A 17,286-nucleotide genomic window follows, 5' to 3' on the forward strand; every position below is an offset into this window, starting at 1 on the left:
CTCTCAGCTTCCGGACGGCGGACGAAGCGGCGACCGCGGGGCGGGCACCGGGACGGCCGTCGGGGTCGCCAGCAGCGCGCCGGAGCGCCTGCTGACCCGCCTGAGCAGGAGGTATCCGATGACGGCGAGGGCGATGAAGGGAAGCCAGGCCAGCAGGTAGGCCGGGAGGTAGTGGGCGTCGAAGATGGACCGCCGATTGTCCACGTTCGAGGCGTTGGCCCCGAAGAACGCCAGCAGCAGCGTCGGCGGCAGGGCGATGCCGGTGGCCACCGCGACGAGCGCCGACACCGTACGGTCCCTGCGGTCGTCGCGCTCGGCGAGCTGGGCCTGCAGCGCGGCCGAGCGGGCGCTGATCACCGAGGTCAGCCGCTCGACCATCCTGGCGGAGTTGTCCAGACTGTCGGGGATGCCGAGGGCGTCGCGCAGCGAGGACTGGAAGGTCTCCATGACCGTCTCGGGGATCAGCAGGCTGTCGACGTACGCCTCGACGCCGAAGGCCAGGTCCAGCTGGAGTTCGTTCACCCCGTCGGAGAGCCGGGAGATCAGCCTGCGGATCTCGTACGGCGACTCGGCCGCGGCCTGTTCGTTGGCGCGCATGGTCTCGAAGGCGGCCAGCCGGGTGCGCTGCAGGACGGCGAGCGCGGAGATCATGCCGACGGCGACCAGGATGAGGCCGTTCTCCACGTGCCCGGCCCAGCCGGCGTGGACGGAGACGCCGCGGCCGTGCGCGGAGAGGGTGCGGCCGTGCCGGTGGAGGTGGGGCGGCTCGGACAGGGACAGCCGGCCGCGGTACACGATCTCGTTGAGCAGGGCGGGCGAGCCGGCCTCGTCGGGACGCAGCAGGTCGTTTTCCAAGTCGCCGCCGGGAAAGACCAGTTGGTGGACGTTCTGGCCGAAGGCGAGCGGCTCCCGTGGGGCGAGCAGGCCGCCCAGCGAGTCGAGCAGGGCCGTGCTGCCGAGCGTGATCCGGTCCCGGTCGAAGCAGGTGTCGGCGAGCCACGCCGCGAGGGCGGCGGGAGGCGTCTGTCCGGCGAATCCGCAGTCCAGGGCCAGGGTGATGTCCCCGCGCGGGGTGGCGAGGACCGTGATCTCGACGGACGCGAGGTCGAGCCCGTGGCCGCCGTGCGGCAGCCGCAGCTCCCCGGGCGACACGTCCTCGACGAGCACCGGCACGGGCAGGACCGCCTCGCTGGACGTCAGGTGCAGGGCGAAGCGGCCGAAGTCGAAGGTGTCGACGAGGCTGGCCGGCGCGGGCCGCCCCGGGTCGAGTCGGCCGGTGAGGCTGAACAGCACGACGACACGGGTGAGTTCACGGGTGCCGGAGTCGAGTGCCGCCGTACCGCCGGCCGTTCCCACAGTCATCGCGTTGCCTTTCGCACCACCGGACCGGCCCCCGAACCACGTGCCGCGCAGACCGCCCCGGACGAGCGGCCTGCGCGACCCGGTGTCTTCGGGATCAGGCGAGCTTGGCGTCCAGGGTGATCGGTACGGCCTTCAGTGCCTGGCTGACCGGGCAGTTGACCTTGGCCTGCTCGGCGGCGGCCACGAAGCCCTCCTCGTCGAGACCCGGCACGCTGCCCTCGACGGTGAGGTGGATGCCCGTGATGCCCTCGCCCGGCTGGAAGGTGACGTCGGCGGAGGTGATGAGCTTGGTGGGCGGGGTGCCGGCCCCGGCCAGGGCGTGCGAGAACGCCATGGAGAAGCAGCTGGAGTGGGCGGCCGCGATCAGCTCCTCGGGGCTGGTCTTGCCGTTCGCCTCCTGGGTGCGGGCAGCCCACGTCACCGGCTGCTCGTCGATGGCACCGGAGGAATCGAAGGTGACGACACCGTTGCCCTCGAGGAGGTTGCCTTCCCAGACGGTGTGTGCGGAGCGCGTGGTAGCCACGTTCAGTCCTTTCGTGTGGTCCCGCTGACGGGGGTGTGCGGGAACCATCCGATCACACTACGGCTCAGCTCACGCGGAAGACCGGCCCCCTTGCGGTGAACGGCAGCCTGGCCCCCTGCGGGATCAGGTAGGCGTGCTCGCGCCGGACGCGGAGCACATCGCACCAGCCGTCGGTGATCACCAGCACGGGCGCGTTCGCGGGGAAGTCGTCGGCGCGGTGCAGGAGGTCGATGCCGGGCTGCAGGACGGTGCCGCCGCGGCCGTGCACCCGGACCCGCTCGGCGATCTCGGTGACGGGCAGATAGCCGGCGTCGTGCGGGGCCGCGTCGCAGAACACGACCCGGGCGGCGGGTACGTCCCGGGCCTCGGCGTACGAGGCGATCGCGCCGAGTGCCTTGCCGAGCAGGGTGCGGCTCATCGAGCCCGAGGTGTCGAGGACCACGCCGAAGGTGCAGCGGGCGATCTCCTCGGGCGGGAAGTAGCGGCCCGCGCGCGGGATGTCGGGGGTGGAGGACTGACGGCGCGCGGGACGGGCGTAGGACCTGACGGGCTGGGGGCTGGGCACGAACTCGTCGAACCAGCGGGCGAGTTGCGCGTCCCAGGGCAGCGGTGGATGGCTGAGCGCCCGGATCTCCTCGACCAGGCCGCCGGGCAGGAACCCGCGCTCCTGCCGCTGGTGCAGATCGAGGCCCCGGGCGAGGCCACGGCGGTAGAACTCGTCGAGGTCGACGTAGTCGCGCGGCGAGCCGAGCGGGCCGCCGAGGATGTCGCCGGCGCCCTTGCCGCGGAGGGTGGCGAGGCGGCGCATGCGGCGCAGGTCGCCGGCGATGCGGTCGTAGACCTCCTCGGAGGAGAGGCCGGTGAGCTCGGGGTCGTACAGCAGGCCCTCGGGCATGGTGCCGATGCGCATCTCGGTCAGCCAGCCGTTGATGACGTAGTCGCAGGCGATGTTGAAGAGGTGGGGGTCGCGGGTGCCGCAGCGGTCGCCGTGGCGCAGGGCGGCGTGCAGCATCTCGTGGGCGAGGATGAACCGCCATTCCTCGTCGTCGAAGCGGCGCAGCGGGTTGATGTAGATCTCCGCGGCCTCGGCGTTGACGGCGGCGATCGCGATGCCGTGCGCACGGGCGAGTTCGGCGTCGGCGACCAGGGTGATGCCGGCCGCGATGCCGCCGAGCAGCGGGTAGGAGGAGATGAACCAGCTCAGGGCCTGCTGCCAGGGGCGTTGCGGGGTCACTTCCCCGCTGAGCGAGTCGCGGCGGCCGCCCGCCATGTCCATCGCCGCGGACATGGTCCGGGTCAGTGCGGTGGCGAACGCCAGCTGCCAGTCGGGCGGCTGGGACCAGCCCGCCCACCTGAGCAGCAGCTGGTCGGGCTCGGGGCCCGCCGTACCGCAGTGTTCGTAGGCGGCCGGGATGCCGTCGCGCCGCCAGCGCGCGGCGAGCTGCTCCTCGTCGCCGTCCGGGTAGGAGGCGGGCAGGTGCTCGGGGGCCCGGCCGACGGGGAAGCCGAGCAGGAAGCGGTTGACGACGAGGCAGCGGGCGGCGAGGTCGAAGCGGTCGGGCTGGGTGCGTTCGCCCTTGACCGCGGGGACGTGTCCGAAGCCGAGGTGGAGGACGGCGTGGGCGAGCGCCCAGGCCCAGGCGGCGGGCTCGGCGGTGGGGGTCCCCCCGCGCGAGTCTGTTCGAGCGCGGGGGAGGTCGGGGTGGGCGTGCACGTCGCCGTCGGAGTCGACGACCACGAGCCCGTCCCGGGGCGCGAACCGGCACTCCTCCCGGCGGCAGACGTCGAACTCGACGGCCGCGAGCGCCGGGTTGGCCCGCATGAGCCGCATTCCCTCGGCGAACGCCTCGCCCGCGAGGTCGCGCTTCTTCTTCTTTTCGGGGCTGCGGCTCACCGCCGCGCCTCCACCAGACGGGGCATGTCCCGGGCCGCCTCGACGAGGAACCAGGAGGGCAGTACGGGGTTGCCGTCGTCGTCCGCGGCGATGACGGTCTGCGCGACCTCGACGGAGATCTCGGCGAGCTGGACCAGCAGCGACTTGGCGCGGTAGGCGGTCTGCCGGCCGTTCGCCGACATGTGCTCCTTGCTGACCGGGAGTTCCTTGAGCAGACGGCCGCGGAAGGACTCGGCGAGGTAGTAGAGCAGGTCGCGGTCCTCCAGGCGGTTCGGCCAGCGGGCGTCGCCCTTGATGATCACCTCGATGCCGAACCGGCTGCGCACGATCTTGACGTAGCCGCAGAACGCGGTCGCGTGCCGGGGCGTCAGCGTGCCGTGCGCGAGGACCTTCAGGGTGTCCTCGTCGAGGTCCCGGCCGAAGGAGTGCAGCGCGTCGGAGAGCATGTGCCAGGAGCGGGGCGTGGAGAAGGGCTCCTCGGTCTTCGGCGGCTTGGACCACAGGTGGTCGGGCCGGTCGGTGAGGTGGTCGAGGATCCAGGGGTGGATGCCGTGCTCGGCGGCCCAGACCAGCCAGTCCTTCGCGGACGCCTCCAGGTGGACGTGGGTGAGGCGGTTGACGAGGGCGGAGGCGATGGGCCGGGCCAGCGCGTTGTCGGTGGCCCGGTTTCCGGCGCCGATGACGATGGAGCCCTTGGGGAGCTCGTAGTCCCCGATGCGGCGGTCCAGGATCAGCGAGTAGAACGCCTTCTGCACATCCGGGGTGGCCGCGTTCAGCTCGTCCAGGAACAGGCAGTACGGCTCGTCGCGCGCGATGGACTCCGGCGGGCAGAACACCGAGCGCCCGTCGCGGATCTGCGGCACCCCGATCAGGTCCTCGGGAGCCAGCTGCGTGCCGATCAGGCTCACGCACTCCAGGCCCAGCGACGCGGCGAACTCCCTGACGAGGGAGGACTTGCCGATGCCGGGGGCGCCCCAGACGAAGACGGGCCGCACGGTGGCGAGGCCGAGGAGGAGGTCGGGGATGCGGGAGGGCGAGACGGTGACGGCAGCCTGCAAAGCGGTGGCTCCAGAAAGTGTTCGAGAGGGGGACTCGAACAGTGTGAGCACAGGCCCTGGTCGGCGCAGCCGATTTTCAGGCGGCCCGCTCGTCCGCCCCGGTCACCAGGGGCACTTGGGGACCCCCGGCCTCGTCGAGCCACCCCCGCAGCACATCGTGGACTCGCTCCGCCCCGGCAAGCCCCTCGGGCGGCGCCGACAAGGCAAGTGGTGACAACAGAAACGGCTTGGCCTGGGCTCCGCCAAGACCACCGTGCGACCCGATCTGCTCCTCGAACGCGAGCACTTCGCCCTCGGCCGGGTCGTACCAGGAGTTGACCATGATGTCGGCGGTGTGCGGGAAGGAATGGGTCCGGCGTACCGCGTCGGCCGCGCCCGGTCCGAAGTCGGCCAATGGGCCTGGATTGTCGTCCAGTTGGTCGAGCGGGATCTCCGTGCCGAACGGTCCCAGCACCACCCCGCCGTGCTCCTCGCTGCGCACCAGGAGGAACCCGATGCCGGGATGGTTGGCGAGGGTGGTCAGCAGCGCCGGGTGCCGCGCGTCCAGCTCCTCCTTGGTCATCCGGTGGTGCACATCGGGGAAGGAGACCAGGCCGAGGTTGCCGGAGGCCAGCACGATCGGCTCGGAGCCGCGCGCGGGCCGGTACTGCTCGCGCGCTTCCTTGCCCGGCCGGCGCAGTGCCGCACGGACGGCGGCGCGGGCCTCGGCCCCGCTGTGGGTGTGCTCGGCCTTGCGCGACACGGGCAGCCCGCAGCCGGCCCGGACCAGGTCGCCGAGGGTGAGCCCGTAGCGGGTGCGGAAGGTCTCGCCGGGGCTCTGGCCGTGGTCGGAGAGGACGACGATCCGGTACGGGCGCGGGGCGTGCTCGGCGACGTTCTCGATCAGCGCGAGTGAGCGGTCCAGGCGCTCCAGGACCTTCGCGGCATCGCGGCTGGTCGGCCCGGAGTGGTGGGCGACCTCGTCGTAGGCGACGAGGTCGGCGTAGACGGCTGTGCGGCCCGCGAGCATGTCGCCCGTCACGGCGGCGACCACGACATCGCGTTCGACGACGGTCGCGAAGGCGCGCACCAGCGGGTACAGGCCCCCGCGGCCCACCCGCGGGCGCTCCTTGCGGGCCCGGGTGCGGGTCGACTGGCCGATCTCCCGGCCGACCTCGGCGAAGAAGGACAGGGCGGTGCGCACGGCGTTGGCGGGGTCGGAGAAGTAGGCGAAGTAGCCGGCCCGGGAGCGGGTCTCGCGGCTGCGGCGGCGGGTGGCGATGGACAGGACGAGGGCCTGCTCCTCGGCGCCGCCGGAGAAGAGGTTGCCGCGGCTCGCGCCGTCCACGGTGAGCAGTCCGCCGTGTCCGGCCTGTTCCACGGCCCGCTGCTGGAGTTCGACGGCACTGGTCGGGCGGTTGCAGACCACGACCTCGCCGCGGTCCTTCTCGTACCAGCGGAAGGCGGGGACGTCGTGGTTGCTGCCGTGCAGGATGCCGAGCTGGCTTGCGCCGGTCTGGCTGGACCAGTCGGTGCGCCAGGAGGTGAGCCGGTGGGTGGGGCGCACCGCGCGGCCGGGGGTGTCGCTGTGTCCCATCCAGCGGGCGACGGTGGGCATCAGGCCCTGGCCGACCGCGGCCAGCAGGACGTCGTGGCCGACGCCGTCGAGCTGGAGGAAGACGGTGCCGGGTGTGGCCGGACCGACGGGGCCTCTTCTTCGGCGGCGGTCGGCGAGCCGGTACAGGCGGCGCCGGTAGGCGTCGTCGTCGCGTACGGCGAGGGCGCCGCCGGTGGCGGAGGCGACCGCGGACATCACGGCGGCGACCACGACCGCGGTCTCCGGGGCGGCGTCGCCGCGCTCGGCGGGGTTCAGGCGCAGGGCGAGCAGCAGCAGCGCCCCGTTGAGGAAGAAGACGAGGAGCCCGAGCACCAGCGTCGGCACCAGCAGGAACAGCCGGACGAGCAGGGGCCACACGACGGCGGACAGCACACCGAAGGCGCCGGCGCCGAACGCCGCGGTGACGGCGATCCGGGTCGCGCTGTCACCGGTCGGGGACTGGAGCCGGAAGTCCGGCAGGATGCCGGCCAGCACCAGCATGGTCAGGGTGGAGACGACCCATACCGTGACGCTCCGCCCGACCTGACTGACGACCCGTCGCCAACGCCCCGCACCCACGCCCCGCACACCTCACGTCCTGGCCCGTCGTCGGTGCGGGCGCTGGGACCAGCGTGTCACACGGGTGGCTAGCGGCCGTCGTATCCCGCGGTCGGCATCGACAGCCTGCGGTGCACCCTGGCCTTCATCTGGGCGTCGTAGAGGGGTTCCGCGAAGCCCACGGTCTCGACCCGGACCCCGCGGCGGGCGCATTCGGCGGTGAACTCCTCCACGGAGGACAGGGCGCTCTCCAGGACCCGGCGGCTGGGCGCGACGAAGAGATCCCGTCCCGCCCGCACCCCGTCCCACAGCACGCAGTGGTCGGCGCGCAGGCCGCGCACCAGCAGTTCCCGCCGCACGGTGTACCCCCGCTCCGCGGCCCAGCGCGCGCACATCGCGTGCTGGCTGCGGGAGTCCACCAGGAAGGGATCGGCGTCGAGTTCCTCCAGCGGCGTCAGACTCGCGATCGCCGTGACATGGACCGCTCCCATGGTGTCCCCCTCACCTCCGGGTTTCGCCGCCGACCATACTCCAGCCCGTAGGCTTCGGGGAGTCGCGCGAAGGAGGCAAAGAGGTGCCGGTGGAGATCACCTGGTGGGGGCACGCCACCTGCACGGTCACGGATTCGGACGTACGTGTCCTCACCGACCCTCTGTTCGCCCGCCGACTCGCGCATCTGCGCCGGCGCCGCGGGGCGGTACCCCCGCCCGAGGCCCGGCGTGCGGACGTGGTCCTCGTCTCCCATCTGCACGCCGACCATCTGCACGTTCCCTCGCTGGCGCGGCTGGAGCCGGGCACGCGCGTGCTCGTGCCCCGGGGCGCACCACGCCAGGTGCCGGGGCTGCGCCGGCTCACCGACCTGCGGGTGGACGAGGTGGTACCCGGCGACGAGCGACGCGTCGGCGACCTCCTGATACGCGTGGTGCCCGCGTGGCACGACGGGCGGCGGCTGCCGGTCGGGCCGCACCGCTCCCCCGCGCTCGGTTTCGTCGTCGAGGGCTCGGCGCGGACGTACTTCGCCGGGGACACCGGGCTGTTCGACGACATGGCCAAGGAGGTCGGGCCCGTCGACGTGGCGCTGTTGCCGGTGGGCGGGTGGGGGCCGTATCTCGGGGAGGGGCACCTCGACGCGGGGCGCGCGGCCGAGGCGCTGGCCCGGCTGGAGCCGCGCAGTGCGGTGCCGGTGCACTACGGGACGTACTGGCCGATCGGGATGGACGCGGTGCGGCCGCACGAGTTCCACGCGCCGGGCGCGGAGTTCGTGCGGCTGGCGGCGGAGTTCGCGCCCGAGGTGGATGTGCACCGGCTGGAGCACGGGGAGAGCGTGCGGCTGGGGGTTGCGCGGTGACCTGGCTCGCGGCCGCCACCACGGGGGCGACACCCGTGGCCGCGGGAGGGGCGATCGGGTATCCGACCCTGTTCCTGCTGGTGTTTCTGGGGGCGCTGGTGCCGGTGGTGCCCACGGGCGCGCTGGTGAGTTCGGCTGCCGTCGTGGCGTTCCATCAGACGGCGCCCCTGTCCTTGCTGTTCGTGTTCCTCACGGCCTCCCTCGCCGCGTTCCTCGGGGACATCACCCTGTACTGGCTGGGGCGGCGCGGGATGAAGTCGAAGAACGGCTCGCGGTGGCTGAAGGCGCTGCGCTCCCGGGCACCGGAGGAACGGCTCTCGCAGGCGCAGGGGAAGCTGGCCGACCACGGGGTGGCCGTCCTGGTGCTGTCCCGGCTGGTGCCGGCCGGGCGGATACCGGTGATGCTGGCCTGCCTCATGGCGGAGTGGCCGCTGCGGCGGTTCGTCCGGGGGAATCTGCCGGCCTGTCTGGCCTGGGCCGTGACGTACCAGCTGATCGGGATCCTGGGCGGGTCGTTGTTCAAGGAGCCCTGGGAGGGAGTGCTCGCGGCGGTCGCGCTCACCGTGGCGATGAGCGCGGCACCGACGGTGTGGAAGCGGGTCCGCCCCTAGGGACCCTCCGTCCCTAGGGACCGTCCGCTCCTAGGGACGTCCGCTCCCAGGGACGCTCCAGGGGATGTTCCAGCACCCGTGAGCCGCCGACCGGCAGGTCCCACAGGTCCTCGCGGGCCAGGCCCGCCTTCGCCCACGCCTCCCGCACCCTCGTCAGGGGTTCCAGCACCGGTTCCGCCGACAGCACGAACGTCGCCCAGTGCATGGGGGCCATCCGACGGGCGCCCAGGTCCTGGGCCGCCCGCACCGCGTCCTCCGGGTCGCAGTGGACGTCGCTGAGCCACCAGCGGGGGTCGTAGGCGCCGATGGGCAGCAGGGCGAGGTCGATGCCGGGGTAGCGGTGGCCGATGCGGGAGAACCAGTGGCCGTAGCCCGTGTCGCCCGCGAAGTAGACGCGCTGCCCGTCCTGAGCGGTGAGGACCCAGCCGCCCCACAGGGTGCGGCAGGTGTCCGTGAGGGAGCGCTTGGACCAGTGGTGGGCGGGGACGAAGTCGAAGCGGACGCCGTCCAGTTCGGCCGCCTCCCACCAGTCGAGTTCGGTCACCGCGGTGAAGCGGCGGCGGTGGAACCAGCGGGCCAGGCCGGCCGGGACGAAGACCGGGGTGTCGCGCGGCAGTCGGCGCAGTGTCGGGGCGTCCAGGTGGTCGTAGTGGTTGTGGCTGATGACGACGGCGTCGACGGGCGGCAGGGCGTCCCAGTCGAAGCCGACGGGGGTGATGCGGGCCGGGGTGCCGAGGATGCGGCGGGACCAGACCGGGTCGGTGAGGACGGTCAGGCCGCCGATCCGCACCACCCAACTGGCGTGTCCGGCCCAGGAGACGGCGACCGTGCGGGCGTCGACGGCGGGGAGCGGGGCGGGTGCGTAGGGCAGCTTCGGGATGTCGGCGAGGCCCTCGGGCCCGGGGCGTACGGCGCCCTCGCGGGCGAAGCGGGCCATGGCCTTCAGGCCGGGCAGCGGGGCGGTCAGACGGTCGTGGAAGGACCTCGGCCACACTCTGCGCTCCCCCAGCGGTCGGGGTTCGGCGAGCGGCGGGGACAGGGGCGGGGACGGGGGCGCGAACGAGGAGGGGGCCGGGGGTTCGTCGGCCACTCGCGTGCTGGTGGTCGACTCGGACTGCTGCGTCATCGAGGAGGCTCCCATCGCTGAGCGTCGTCGCGGAGGTCGTCGAAGACCGACTCCAGGGTGATCAACGCGCGTTGCACCTGTGGCAGTTCCAACGGCGCGGGTGACATGAGGCATTCCGCGCGTTCCTCGTCGGAACCGCCGAGCAGGGGGCCGGTGGACAGCCGTACACGCAGCGCGCCGAGGTCGTCGCCGAAGCGGTGGCCGCCGGGAGCGGGCATCCCGAGCCGGGCGGTGAGGAACTCCTCCAGGTCCTGGGCGTCGCCGACGCCCTGCGCGCTGAGCGCGGGCCGCAGGGGACCGAGGTCGACGTAGAGGTGACGGCCGGCCCGCGGGGGCCGGCACAGCGCGCCCGCGCCGACGACCACGGAGTGCGCGGCGGCGGCCACGCGCGCGTGGAGGTGTCCTACGGCGGTGCGGTGGGCGGTGACCGCTTCGGGCTCGGTGAGGGCGTGGGCGGCGGCCGCGGCGACCGGGGCGGCGACGCGGGCGCCGAGGGCGGTCAGGATGTCCAGCACGCGCGCGTGGAGGCCTTCGCCGTCGGCCGGGAAGCGGGCGAAGGCGGCCGGCCAGCCGGTCGGGAGCAGGCTGCCGGCCAGGTCGGTGACGACGGTGACCCGCTCGGGCAGCATCTCGGCGGGGCTCAGCCAGACCGTCTCGTGCGGGGCGTGCACGGTGTCGCGCCAGGTCTCGTCGCTGACCAGGTGCAGGCCCTCCCCCGCGGCGGCCTCGACGGTCTCGTGCAGCACCTCGGGCGGGGCGACGGTGGCGGTGGGGTCGTCGGCGACGGACAGCACCAGCAGCCGTGGGTCACCGCCCTCCGCCCGCACCCGGCGCACGGTCTCCAGGAGGGCGTAGGGGTCCGGGACACCGCCGCACTCGGCCGGTGTCGCCACGTGGAAGACGCGTCTGCCCAACAGGCGTGCGTACGGCGCCCACCAGGCGGCACAGGGACGGGGCACCAGGACGTCACCGCCGAGCGCGGCGGTCAGGGCGAGCAGGAGGGCGGGGGCGCCGGGGGCGGCGGCAATGTGGTCGGGGTCGGTTGGCAGGCCGCGCCGGGCCGCGTAGGCGCAGGCGGCCGCCAGGAGCGGGGTGCCGCCGCCGACCGGTTCGGCGTGCGAGCGGGCGGCCGCGGCGGCGAGGACGGCGGTGAGTTCGGGCAGTACGGGCAGCCCGTCCTCGGGCAGCGGAGGGCCGTAGCGGACGGGGCCCTGGCCCTCCGGGTCGGTCCGCATGGTCACCTCCGTATGACGCTGTCCGGTGGCTCGTCCGGTCCGCCGTCTCGTACGCTCGCGCCGGGGGCGCTCCTTGCAGCTCCTCGCAGCTTTTTGCGGCTCCTCGCGCTCCGAGTACCCACGGCGCCGCGGGCCCATGGGCGCCGGGCGGGTTGCGCCTGTCACACAGACCTGAGGTTTCGGCCTCAGAGATCCGTCGCGGGGGCCTTGCGGCGCAGCCGGTACACGGCGCCCGCGGCGGCGCCCGCGATCAGCAGACCGCCGGCGACCAGGGCGGGCACGGAGTCGGTGAAGCTGCCGCCCTCACCGGCGTGGACGGGCTTCTGGACGACCGCGGTACCGCAGCTCTCGGTGTGCGGCTCGGTGCGTGGCTCGACGGGCGGCTGGGAGCGTGGCTCGGTGCACGGGCGGTGGCTGCTGTCGGTGGCGGCTCCGCTCGTGACGGTGAAGGTGGCGCTCCAGGCCTTGCCCGGTGCGCGGTCCGAGGTCGGGCAGGTGCCGTCGACGGTCCACGCCGAGTCGGGTCCGACGCTGCCGGCACCGTCCTCGAGTGCCGGGTCGGCGGCGACGCGCGCGGTGCCGCTGTAGGCGGGGCCGGAGACCTTGTCGTCGTTGCCGGGTACCAGCTGCAGCCGTACGGTCTGCGACTCGAAGGCCTCGGAGGTGGCGTCGAGGGTGGCGGGCGGTGTCCCGGTGCCGGGATCGCAGGAGACGGACACGGTGACACTGCCGCCCGGCTGGACACTGCTCGGGCTGACCTCCGCGGCCGGATCCGCGAAGGCGCTCGGCGCGGCGGTGCCCAGGGTGATCCAGAGCGCGGGGAGGACGACGGACAGGGCCCGGAGACGGGCGGTGCGGCGCATGGGGTGGACTCCTTCGGCCGACGGCTGCGGGGCCCGTCGTCGGGCGTCGGGGTCTCGACGACCGGGCCGGGGGCACGACGGTCGCACCCACGGCCATCACAGCCCGGCCCGCCCCGTCCCGCGCGCGGCCGGAGGCCATTGGCGGGACGGGGAGGGCCGAGTGGGTGACGCCCGGGCGCCGGAGGTGTCGTTCCCGCGGCGCTGCCGTCAGCTGCCCGCGGCATCGCGCATGATCTGCTCGCGCAGCCGACCGCAGCAGCGGTTGATCAGCCGGGACACGTGCATCTGGGAGATGCCGAGCTGTTCCGCGATCCGGCTCTGGGTCATGTCGCCGAAGAACCGCATGTAGAGGATGGCGCGCTCCCGCTCGGGAAGGGCGGCCAGCCGGGGCTTGACGGACTCGCGGTCGACGACCGTGTCCAGGGCGGGATCGAAGGAGCCGAGGGCGTCGGCGAGCGAGTAGCCGTCCTCGCTGCCGGGCAGTTCGGCGTCGAGGGAGAGGGCGGTGAAGCTCTCCAGGGCCTCCAGGCCCACCAGGACGTCCTCCTCGCTCAGGCTCGCGCGCTCGGCGATCTCGGCGACGGTGGGCCCGCGTCCCGGGATGGTCTGGGCGAGGTCCTGGGAGGCGAAGCGGACGCGGTTGCGCAGTTCCTGGACCCGGCGCGGCACGTGCAGGGTCCACATGTGGTCGCGGAAGTGCCGCTTGATCTCGCCGGTGATGGTGGGGACTGCGTAGCTCTCGAAGGCGTTGCCGCGGGCGGGGTCGTAGCGGTCGACGGCCTTGACCAGGCCGAGGGCGGCGACCTGGCGCAGGTCGTCGAAGCTCTCGCCGCGGCTGCGGAAGCGTCCGGCGAGCCGGTCGGCCATGGGCAGCCAGGCCTCGACGATCTGTCCGCGCAGGGTGTCGCGCTCGGGTCCGGCGGGCAGTGCGGCGAGCCTGCGGAAGGCTTCGGCGGTGTCGGGTGCGTCGTCGTGCGGGTGGTGCTTCACGCTCACTGGAGGGGGCATCTGCATCGCAGCTCCCTGGATCGTGCTCGGATGGACGATCGGCGTGGGGAGCGCGTCCAGGGTGCGGACGGGCGCGGCCGTGGCGGTCGATCGCCGCTTTCACGGACGTGCCTCCGGTCCGAAGCACTGTGAGTGCGCCTGCCCCCGGCCCCTCGGGCCAAACCCGGGGCAGGTTTTCCGGTGGCCCGCAGGGTGACTCGTAAGGCTGCTGCCTGTGCCATCCATGTCCGGGAGGTCAGCCCATGAGCACCAAGGTGTCCGATCACATCCTCGAGCGGCTGCGCGAATGGGGGGTGGAGCACGTCTTCGGCTATCCGGGGGACGGCATCAACGGCCTGCTGGCGGCCTGGGGCCGGGCCGACAACCAGCCGCGGTTCGTGCAGTCCCGGCACGAGGAGATGTCCGCGTTCGAGGCGGTCGGCTACGCCAAGTTCAGCGGTCGCATCGGGGTGTGCGCGGCGACCTCGGGGCCCGGCGCGATCCACCTGCTCAACGGGTTGTACGACGCCAAGCTGGACCATGTGCCGGTGCTGGCGATCGTGGGCCAGACGCACCGCACCGCGATGGGCGGGTCGTACCAGCAGGAGGTGGACCTGCACACGCTGTTCAAGGACGTCGCCTCGGAGTTCGTGGAGACGGTGACGGTCCCCGAGCAGCTGCCGAACGTCCTGGACCGGGCGATCCGCACCGCGTACGCCCGCCGTTGTCCCACGGCGATCATCATCCCCGGGGACGTGCAGGAGCTGGACTACTCGGCGCCCACGCACGAGTTCAAGATGGTGCCGTCCAGCCTGGACCGCAGCGCCTGGACGGCCGTTCCGTCGCAGGAGTCGCTGGAGCGGGCCGCGGAGATCCTCAACTCCGGTGAGAAGCCCGCGATCCTGATCGGCCAGGGCGCGGCGGGGGCGCGGGCCGAGGTGGAGCGGATCGCCGAACTGCTCGGCGCGGGCGTCGCCAAGGCGCTGCTCGGCAAGGACGCGCTGAGCGACGAACTCCCGTACGTCACCGGCTCGATCGGCCTGCTGGGCACGCGCCCGTCGTACGAACTCATGCGGGACTGCGACACCCTGCTGACCATCGGCTCGTCGTTCCCGTACACGCAGTTCCTGCCGGAGTTCGGCAAGGCGCGCGGTGTGCAGATCGACATCGACCCGCACATGGTCGGCATGCGCTACCCGTACGAGGTGAACCTCGTCGGCGACGCGAAGGCGACGCTCCAGCGGCTGATCCCGATGCTGGACGTGGAGCGCGGCGGGCGTGAGTGGCACGACACGGTGTGCGGCAACGTCTCGCGCTGGCGCGAGGTGATGGAGCGGCGGGCGCAGCAGTCCGCCGACCCGATCAACCCGGAGTACGTGGCCCACGTCCTCGACCCGCTGCTGCCCGACAACGCGATCGTCACCTCGGACTCCGGGTCCACCGCCAACTGGTACGCCCGGCACCTGACCATGCGGCCCGGCATGCGCTCGTCGCTGTCCGGCACGCTGGCGACGATGGGCCCCGGAGTGCCGTACGCCATCGGCGCGAAGTTCGCGCACCCGGACCGGCCGGCGATCGCGCTGGTCGGGGACGGGGCGATGCAGATGAACGGCATGGCCGAGCTGATCACCGCGGCCAAGTACCGGGATCTGTGGGAGGACCCGCGGCTGATCGTCGCCATCTGGAACAACCACGACCTCAACCAGGTCACCTGGGAGATGCGGGCCATGGAGGGCGCCCCGTCGTTCCTGCCCTCGCAGCAGCTCCCGGACGTGCAGTACGCCGCGTTCGCCCGCTCCCTCGGTCTGACCGGGATCCGGGTGGAGAAGCCGGAGGACGTCGAGGCGGCCTGGCGGGCCGGGCTGCAGGCGGACGGGCCCGCGGTCCTCGAGTTCCTCACCGACCCGGCCGTACCGCCGATCCCGCCGCACGCCACCTGGGAGCAGATGGAGGCCACGGCCGCCTCGGTCCTCAAGGGCGACGCCGACCGGGCGTCCATGGTGAAGCAGGGCTTCAAGGCGAAGGTGCAGGAGTTCCTGCCGGGGCGGGAGAAGTAACCGTCGGGAGGGCGGCCGGTTCGAGCCGGTCGCCCTTCGGCTCCGGAAGCATCAGTTCCTCGTACCGGCCGAGCGCGAGCACCGCGGCGAGCATGAGGATCGGTATGAGCGCGGCGAGGACGACCATCGCCATGTCCTTCCCAGGGGAGGTGCGCGGGGGGTCCGGATCGGGTCTCCCCGCTTCGGTCCGGCAAACCCGGTGTCGGCCTCCGGTGCACGGGTACGCGGTGCGGACCCGAAGATCTGGAGGGAGTCATGCAGCGAGGCAGCGACAGGCTGAGCCGCCACCGCGACGACGAGATGAAGCACGAACTCCAGGGTCTGCTCCGCTCCGGGCATCCCACCCGCAGCGAGGAGTGGAACGACCCGGAGCCGACCGCCGACGACGATCCGCAGGTCTGGGGCGGGCCCGTGACGCCGGGCAGCGACGGGGCGTCGCTGGAGACCGTCCGGCTGGAGCTGGCCCGGATCCTTGGCCGCAGCTCGTTCCCCGCCACCCCCGTGGAGCTGGTGCGGGTGCTGCGCCACGAGCACGCACCCGACCCCCTCGTCGAGGCGGTGGAGGAACTGCCGCGCAAGGAGAACTACACCAATGTCCAGGAGCTCGCGCAGGCGCTGACCGGGACGGAGGGCACCCGGTGACGGCGGACCTCGTCAGGGACGTGATGACGCCCGGTGTGGTGGCCGTCCGCCCGGACGCCTCGCTGGTCGAGGCGGCGCGGCTGATGCGCGCGCAGGACATCGGCGGTGTCGTCGTGGCCGACGGTCAGCGTGTGGTGGGGCTGCTCACCGACCGGGACATCACGGTCCGGGCCGTCGCCGACGGCATCGACCCGCAGACGGTGAGCGCCCAGTCGGTGTGCACGCCGGATCCGCTGACGGTGGCCCCCGGTGACCCGGTGACGCAGGCGGTCGCGCTGATGCGGGCCCATGCCGTACGGCGGCTGCCGGTCGTCGAGGACGGCCTGCCCGTCGGGATCGTGAGCCTCTCGGACATCGCCGAGGCCCGGGACCCGGGATCGGCGCTGGCCGACATCAGCCGCGCGGATCCGGACGTCACCGCGGATCCGGGAGCCGCAATGGATCCGGGAGCCGCAGAAGAGCTTTTCAGGAAAGGACGTTGAATCATCATGCGCATCGCGTTTCTGACCGCACCCGAGGGCGTCGAGCAGATCGAGCTCACCGATCCGTGGCAGGCGGCGGTGGACGCGGGGCACGAGCCCGTGCTCGTGTCGACGAAGTCCGGGAAGATCCAGGCGTTCAACCACCTCGACAAGGCGGACACCTTCCCCGTGCAGGAGGTCGTGGGCGAGACGTCCGCGGACTCCTTCGACGGGCTGGTGCTGCCGGGTGGGGTGGCCAACCCGGACTTCCTGCGGACGGACGAGAAGGCCGTGGCGTTCGTGCGGGACTTCTTCACCCAGGGGCGCCCGGTGGCCGCGATCTGTCACGCGCCGTGGACGCTCGTCGAGGCGGACGTCGTACGGGGCCGGGTGCTCACCTCCTGGCCGAGTCTCCGGACGGACATCCGCAACGCGGGCGGCACCTGGGTGGACGAGCAGGTGAAGGTGTGCGACCACGGGGACAACAAGCTGGTCACCAGCCGTAAGCCGGACGACCTGAAGGCGTTCTGCGAGACCTTCCTCGACGTGTTCTCCAAGGCGGCCGCCTGAGCGACGCCTGAACACGTTCGTGGGCGTGACCTGCTGACCATGTGGTCGGCAGGTCATCGTCCGTTCCGGGCACGGTCGGCCCGGTCAGTCCAGCGCCGGGGTGGCCGACTCCCCCGACCCGCGCTCCCGGGCGCCCTCACGGGTACGGCCCGCGGCCACGGTCCGGCGCGGGTGGCGGCGCAGGTACTCGCCCTCCAGCCGGGCCATGCGCTCGTTGTGGGCACCGAGCGCGTCGTTCGAGCCGTGGAGCAGCGTTTCGTGCCGGGTGCGATGGATCGTCTCCAGCTCTTTCATGAGCTGCTGTTCGTCCAACGTGCTGGGGTCGACTCCGGTCATGGTGGTGTCCCGCTCGTCGTGTTCGTTCATGTGGTTCGGGTACCCGCCCCGCGAGCAATACCGCACTGCCCCCGAGCGG

The 17,286-nt window shown here is 72.8% G+C and carries 17 protein-coding genes; 6 read left to right on the forward strand and 11 right to left on the reverse strand.

What is annotated here, in order from left to right:
* Nucleotides 1–3 precede the first annotated feature (3 nt).
* The 6 genes from ACZ39I_RS37650 to ACZ39I_RS37675 all read right to left on the reverse strand — a co-directional run bounded on the left by ACZ39I_RS37650 (nucleotide 4) and on the right by ACZ39I_RS37675 (nucleotide 7,462).
* A complete protein-coding gene (locus ACZ39I_RS37650) occupies nucleotides 4–1,362 on the reverse strand; it encodes a magnesium transporter CorA family protein (protein ID WP_467249671.1) in 1,359 nt (452 codons plus the stop codon).
* A gap of 94 nt (nucleotides 1,363–1,456) precedes the next feature.
* The gene (locus ACZ39I_RS37655; RefSeq protein ID WP_467249673.1) at nucleotides 1,457–1,885 is read right to left on the reverse strand and encodes an OsmC family protein; all 429 of its coding nucleotides are present in this window, start codon (nucleotides 1,883–1,885) and stop codon (nucleotides 1,457–1,459) included.
* Between the two features lie 64 nt (nucleotides 1,886–1,949).
* Nucleotides 1,950–3,716 carry a vWA domain-containing protein gene (locus ACZ39I_RS37660; RefSeq protein WP_467249900.1) on the reverse strand — a complete coding sequence of 589 codons (1,767 nt, stop codon included), beginning with the start codon at nucleotides 3,714–3,716 and terminating at the stop codon, nucleotides 1,950–1,952.
* 59 nt (nucleotides 3,717–3,775) lie between these two features.
* On the reverse strand, nucleotides 3,776–4,837 hold the full coding sequence (locus ACZ39I_RS37665) for an ATP-binding protein (protein ID WP_467249675.1): 1,062 nt from the start codon (nucleotides 4,835–4,837) through the stop codon (nucleotides 3,776–3,778).
* A gap of 76 nt (nucleotides 4,838–4,913) precedes the next feature.
* The gene (locus ACZ39I_RS37670) at nucleotides 4,914–7,001 is read right to left on the reverse strand and encodes a phage holin family protein (protein WP_467249677.1); all 2,088 of its coding nucleotides are present in this window, start codon (nucleotides 6,999–7,001) and stop codon (nucleotides 4,914–4,916) included.
* A 59-nt stretch (nucleotides 7,002–7,060) separates the two neighbouring features.
* The gene (locus ACZ39I_RS37675) at nucleotides 7,061–7,462 is read right to left on the reverse strand and encodes a hypothetical protein (protein ID WP_031045739.1); all 402 of its coding nucleotides are present in this window, start codon (nucleotides 7,460–7,462) and stop codon (nucleotides 7,061–7,063) included.
* Between the two features lie 83 nt (nucleotides 7,463–7,545).
* Here ACZ39I_RS37675 and ACZ39I_RS37680 point away from each other — a divergent pair, with 83 nt between their 5' ends.
* Entirely contained in the window at nucleotides 7,546–8,319 is a 774-nt protein-coding gene (locus ACZ39I_RS37680; protein WP_467249680.1) for an MBL fold metallo-hydrolase, read from the forward strand.
* Entirely contained in the window at nucleotides 8,316–8,930 is a 615-nt protein-coding gene (locus tag ACZ39I_RS37685) for a DedA family protein (RefSeq protein WP_467249682.1), read from the forward strand. Before ACZ39I_RS37680 ends, ACZ39I_RS37685 begins: the two co-directional genes overlap by 4 nt.
* A gap of 13 nt (nucleotides 8,931–8,943) precedes the next feature.
* On the opposite strand, the gene ACZ39I_RS37690 is transcribed toward ACZ39I_RS37685, so the two are convergent.
* The 4 genes from ACZ39I_RS37690 to ACZ39I_RS37705 all read right to left on the reverse strand — a co-directional run bounded on the left by ACZ39I_RS37690 (nucleotide 8,944) and on the right by ACZ39I_RS37705 (nucleotide 13,162).
* Nucleotides 8,944–10,056, reverse strand: a complete 1,113-nt coding sequence (locus ACZ39I_RS37690; RefSeq protein ID WP_467249684.1) for an MBL fold metallo-hydrolase — start codon at nucleotides 10,054–10,056, stop codon at nucleotides 8,944–8,946.
* On the reverse strand, nucleotides 10,053–11,291 hold the full coding sequence (locus ACZ39I_RS37695) for an aminotransferase class I/II-fold pyridoxal phosphate-dependent enzyme (protein ID WP_467249685.1): 1,239 nt from the start codon (nucleotides 11,289–11,291) through the stop codon (nucleotides 10,053–10,055). Before ACZ39I_RS37695 ends, ACZ39I_RS37690 begins: the two co-directional genes overlap by 4 nt.
* A gap of 185 nt (nucleotides 11,292–11,476) precedes the next feature.
* Entirely contained in the window at nucleotides 11,477–12,154 is a 678-nt protein-coding gene (locus tag ACZ39I_RS37700) for a hypothetical protein (RefSeq protein WP_467249687.1), read from the reverse strand.
* A gap of 207 nt (nucleotides 12,155–12,361) precedes the next feature.
* Nucleotides 12,362–13,162: an RNA polymerase sigma factor SigF gene (locus ACZ39I_RS37705; protein ID WP_467249902.1), complete on the reverse strand. Its 801-nt coding sequence runs from the start codon at nucleotides 13,160–13,162 to the stop codon at nucleotides 12,362–12,364.
* A gap of 242 nt (nucleotides 13,163–13,404) precedes the next feature.
* Here ACZ39I_RS37705 and ACZ39I_RS37710 point away from each other — a divergent pair, with 242 nt between their 5' ends.
* The 4 genes from ACZ39I_RS37710 to ACZ39I_RS37725 all read left to right on the forward strand — a co-directional run bounded on the left by ACZ39I_RS37710 (nucleotide 13,405) and on the right by ACZ39I_RS37725 (nucleotide 16,871).
* Nucleotides 13,405–15,198 carry a thiamine pyrophosphate-requiring protein gene (locus tag ACZ39I_RS37710; RefSeq protein ID WP_467249689.1) on the forward strand — a complete coding sequence of 598 codons (1,794 nt, stop codon included), beginning with the start codon at nucleotides 13,405–13,407 and terminating at the stop codon, nucleotides 15,196–15,198.
* Between the two features lie 255 nt (nucleotides 15,199–15,453).
* Nucleotides 15,454–15,840, forward strand: coding sequence for a DUF2795 domain-containing protein (locus ACZ39I_RS37715; RefSeq protein WP_467249691.1), 387 nt, complete (start codon nucleotides 15,454–15,456; stop codon nucleotides 15,838–15,840).
* Entirely contained in the window at nucleotides 15,837–16,322 is a 486-nt protein-coding gene (locus ACZ39I_RS37720; protein ID WP_467249692.1) for a CBS domain-containing protein, read from the forward strand. Before ACZ39I_RS37715 ends, ACZ39I_RS37720 begins: the two co-directional genes overlap by 4 nt.
* A gap of 6 nt (nucleotides 16,323–16,328) precedes the next feature.
* Nucleotides 16,329–16,871: a type 1 glutamine amidotransferase domain-containing protein gene (locus ACZ39I_RS37725; protein ID WP_467249693.1), complete on the forward strand. Its 543-nt coding sequence runs from the start codon at nucleotides 16,329–16,331 to the stop codon at nucleotides 16,869–16,871.
* A gap of 84 nt (nucleotides 16,872–16,955) precedes the next feature.
* Here the strand turns inward: ACZ39I_RS37725 and ACZ39I_RS37730 are convergent, their stop codons facing one another.
* Complete coding sequence (locus ACZ39I_RS37730; protein ID WP_467249694.1) at nucleotides 16,956–17,237, reverse strand: DUF6158 family protein; 282 nt, start codon at nucleotides 17,235–17,237, stop codon at nucleotides 16,956–16,958.
* Between the last annotated feature and the right edge of the window lie 49 nt (nucleotides 17,238–17,286).

Source organism: Streptomyces sp. NPDC024687, assembly GCF_055559055.1.

What these genes read in the sequence shown, in the direction of transcription:
- ACZ39I_RS37650 (WP_467249671.1), bottom strand. Translation starts at nt 1,362, where the DNA reads ATGACTGTGGGAACGGCCGGCGGTACGGCGGCACTCGACTCCGGCACC.
- ACZ39I_RS37660 (WP_467249900.1), bottom strand. Translation starts at nt 3,716, where the DNA reads ATGCGGCTCATGCGGGCCAACCCGGCGCTCGCGGCCGTCGAGTTCGAC.
- ACZ39I_RS37675 (WP_031045739.1), bottom strand. Translation starts at nt 7,462, where the DNA reads ATGGGAGCGGTCCATGTCACGGCGATCGCGAGTCTGACGCCGCTGGAG.
- ACZ39I_RS37690 (WP_467249684.1), bottom strand. Translation starts at nt 10,056, where the DNA reads ATGACGCAGCAGTCCGAGTCGACCACCAGCACGCGAGTGGCCGACGAA.
- ACZ39I_RS37695 (WP_467249685.1), bottom strand. Translation starts at nt 11,291, where the DNA reads ATGCGGACCGACCCGGAGGGCCAGGGCCCCGTCCGCTACGGCCCTCCG.
- ACZ39I_RS37700 (WP_467249687.1), bottom strand. Translation starts at nt 12,154, where the DNA reads ATGCGCCGCACCGCCCGTCTCCGGGCCCTGTCCGTCGTCCTCCCCGCG.
- ACZ39I_RS37705 (WP_467249902.1), bottom strand. Translation starts at nt 13,162, where the DNA reads ATGCCCCCTCCAGTGAGCGTGAAGCACCACCCGCACGACGACGCACCC.
- ACZ39I_RS37710 (WP_467249689.1), top strand. Translation starts at nt 13,405, where the DNA reads ATGAGCACCAAGGTGTCCGATCACATCCTCGAGCGGCTGCGCGAATGG.
- ACZ39I_RS37715 (WP_467249691.1), top strand. Translation starts at nt 15,454, where the DNA reads ATGCAGCGAGGCAGCGACAGGCTGAGCCGCCACCGCGACGACGAGATG.
- ACZ39I_RS37725 (WP_467249693.1), top strand. Translation starts at nt 16,329, where the DNA reads ATGCGCATCGCGTTTCTGACCGCACCCGAGGGCGTCGAGCAGATCGAG.
- ACZ39I_RS37730 (WP_467249694.1), bottom strand. Translation starts at nt 17,237, where the DNA reads ATGAACGAACACGACGAGCGGGACACCACCATGACCGGAGTCGACCCC.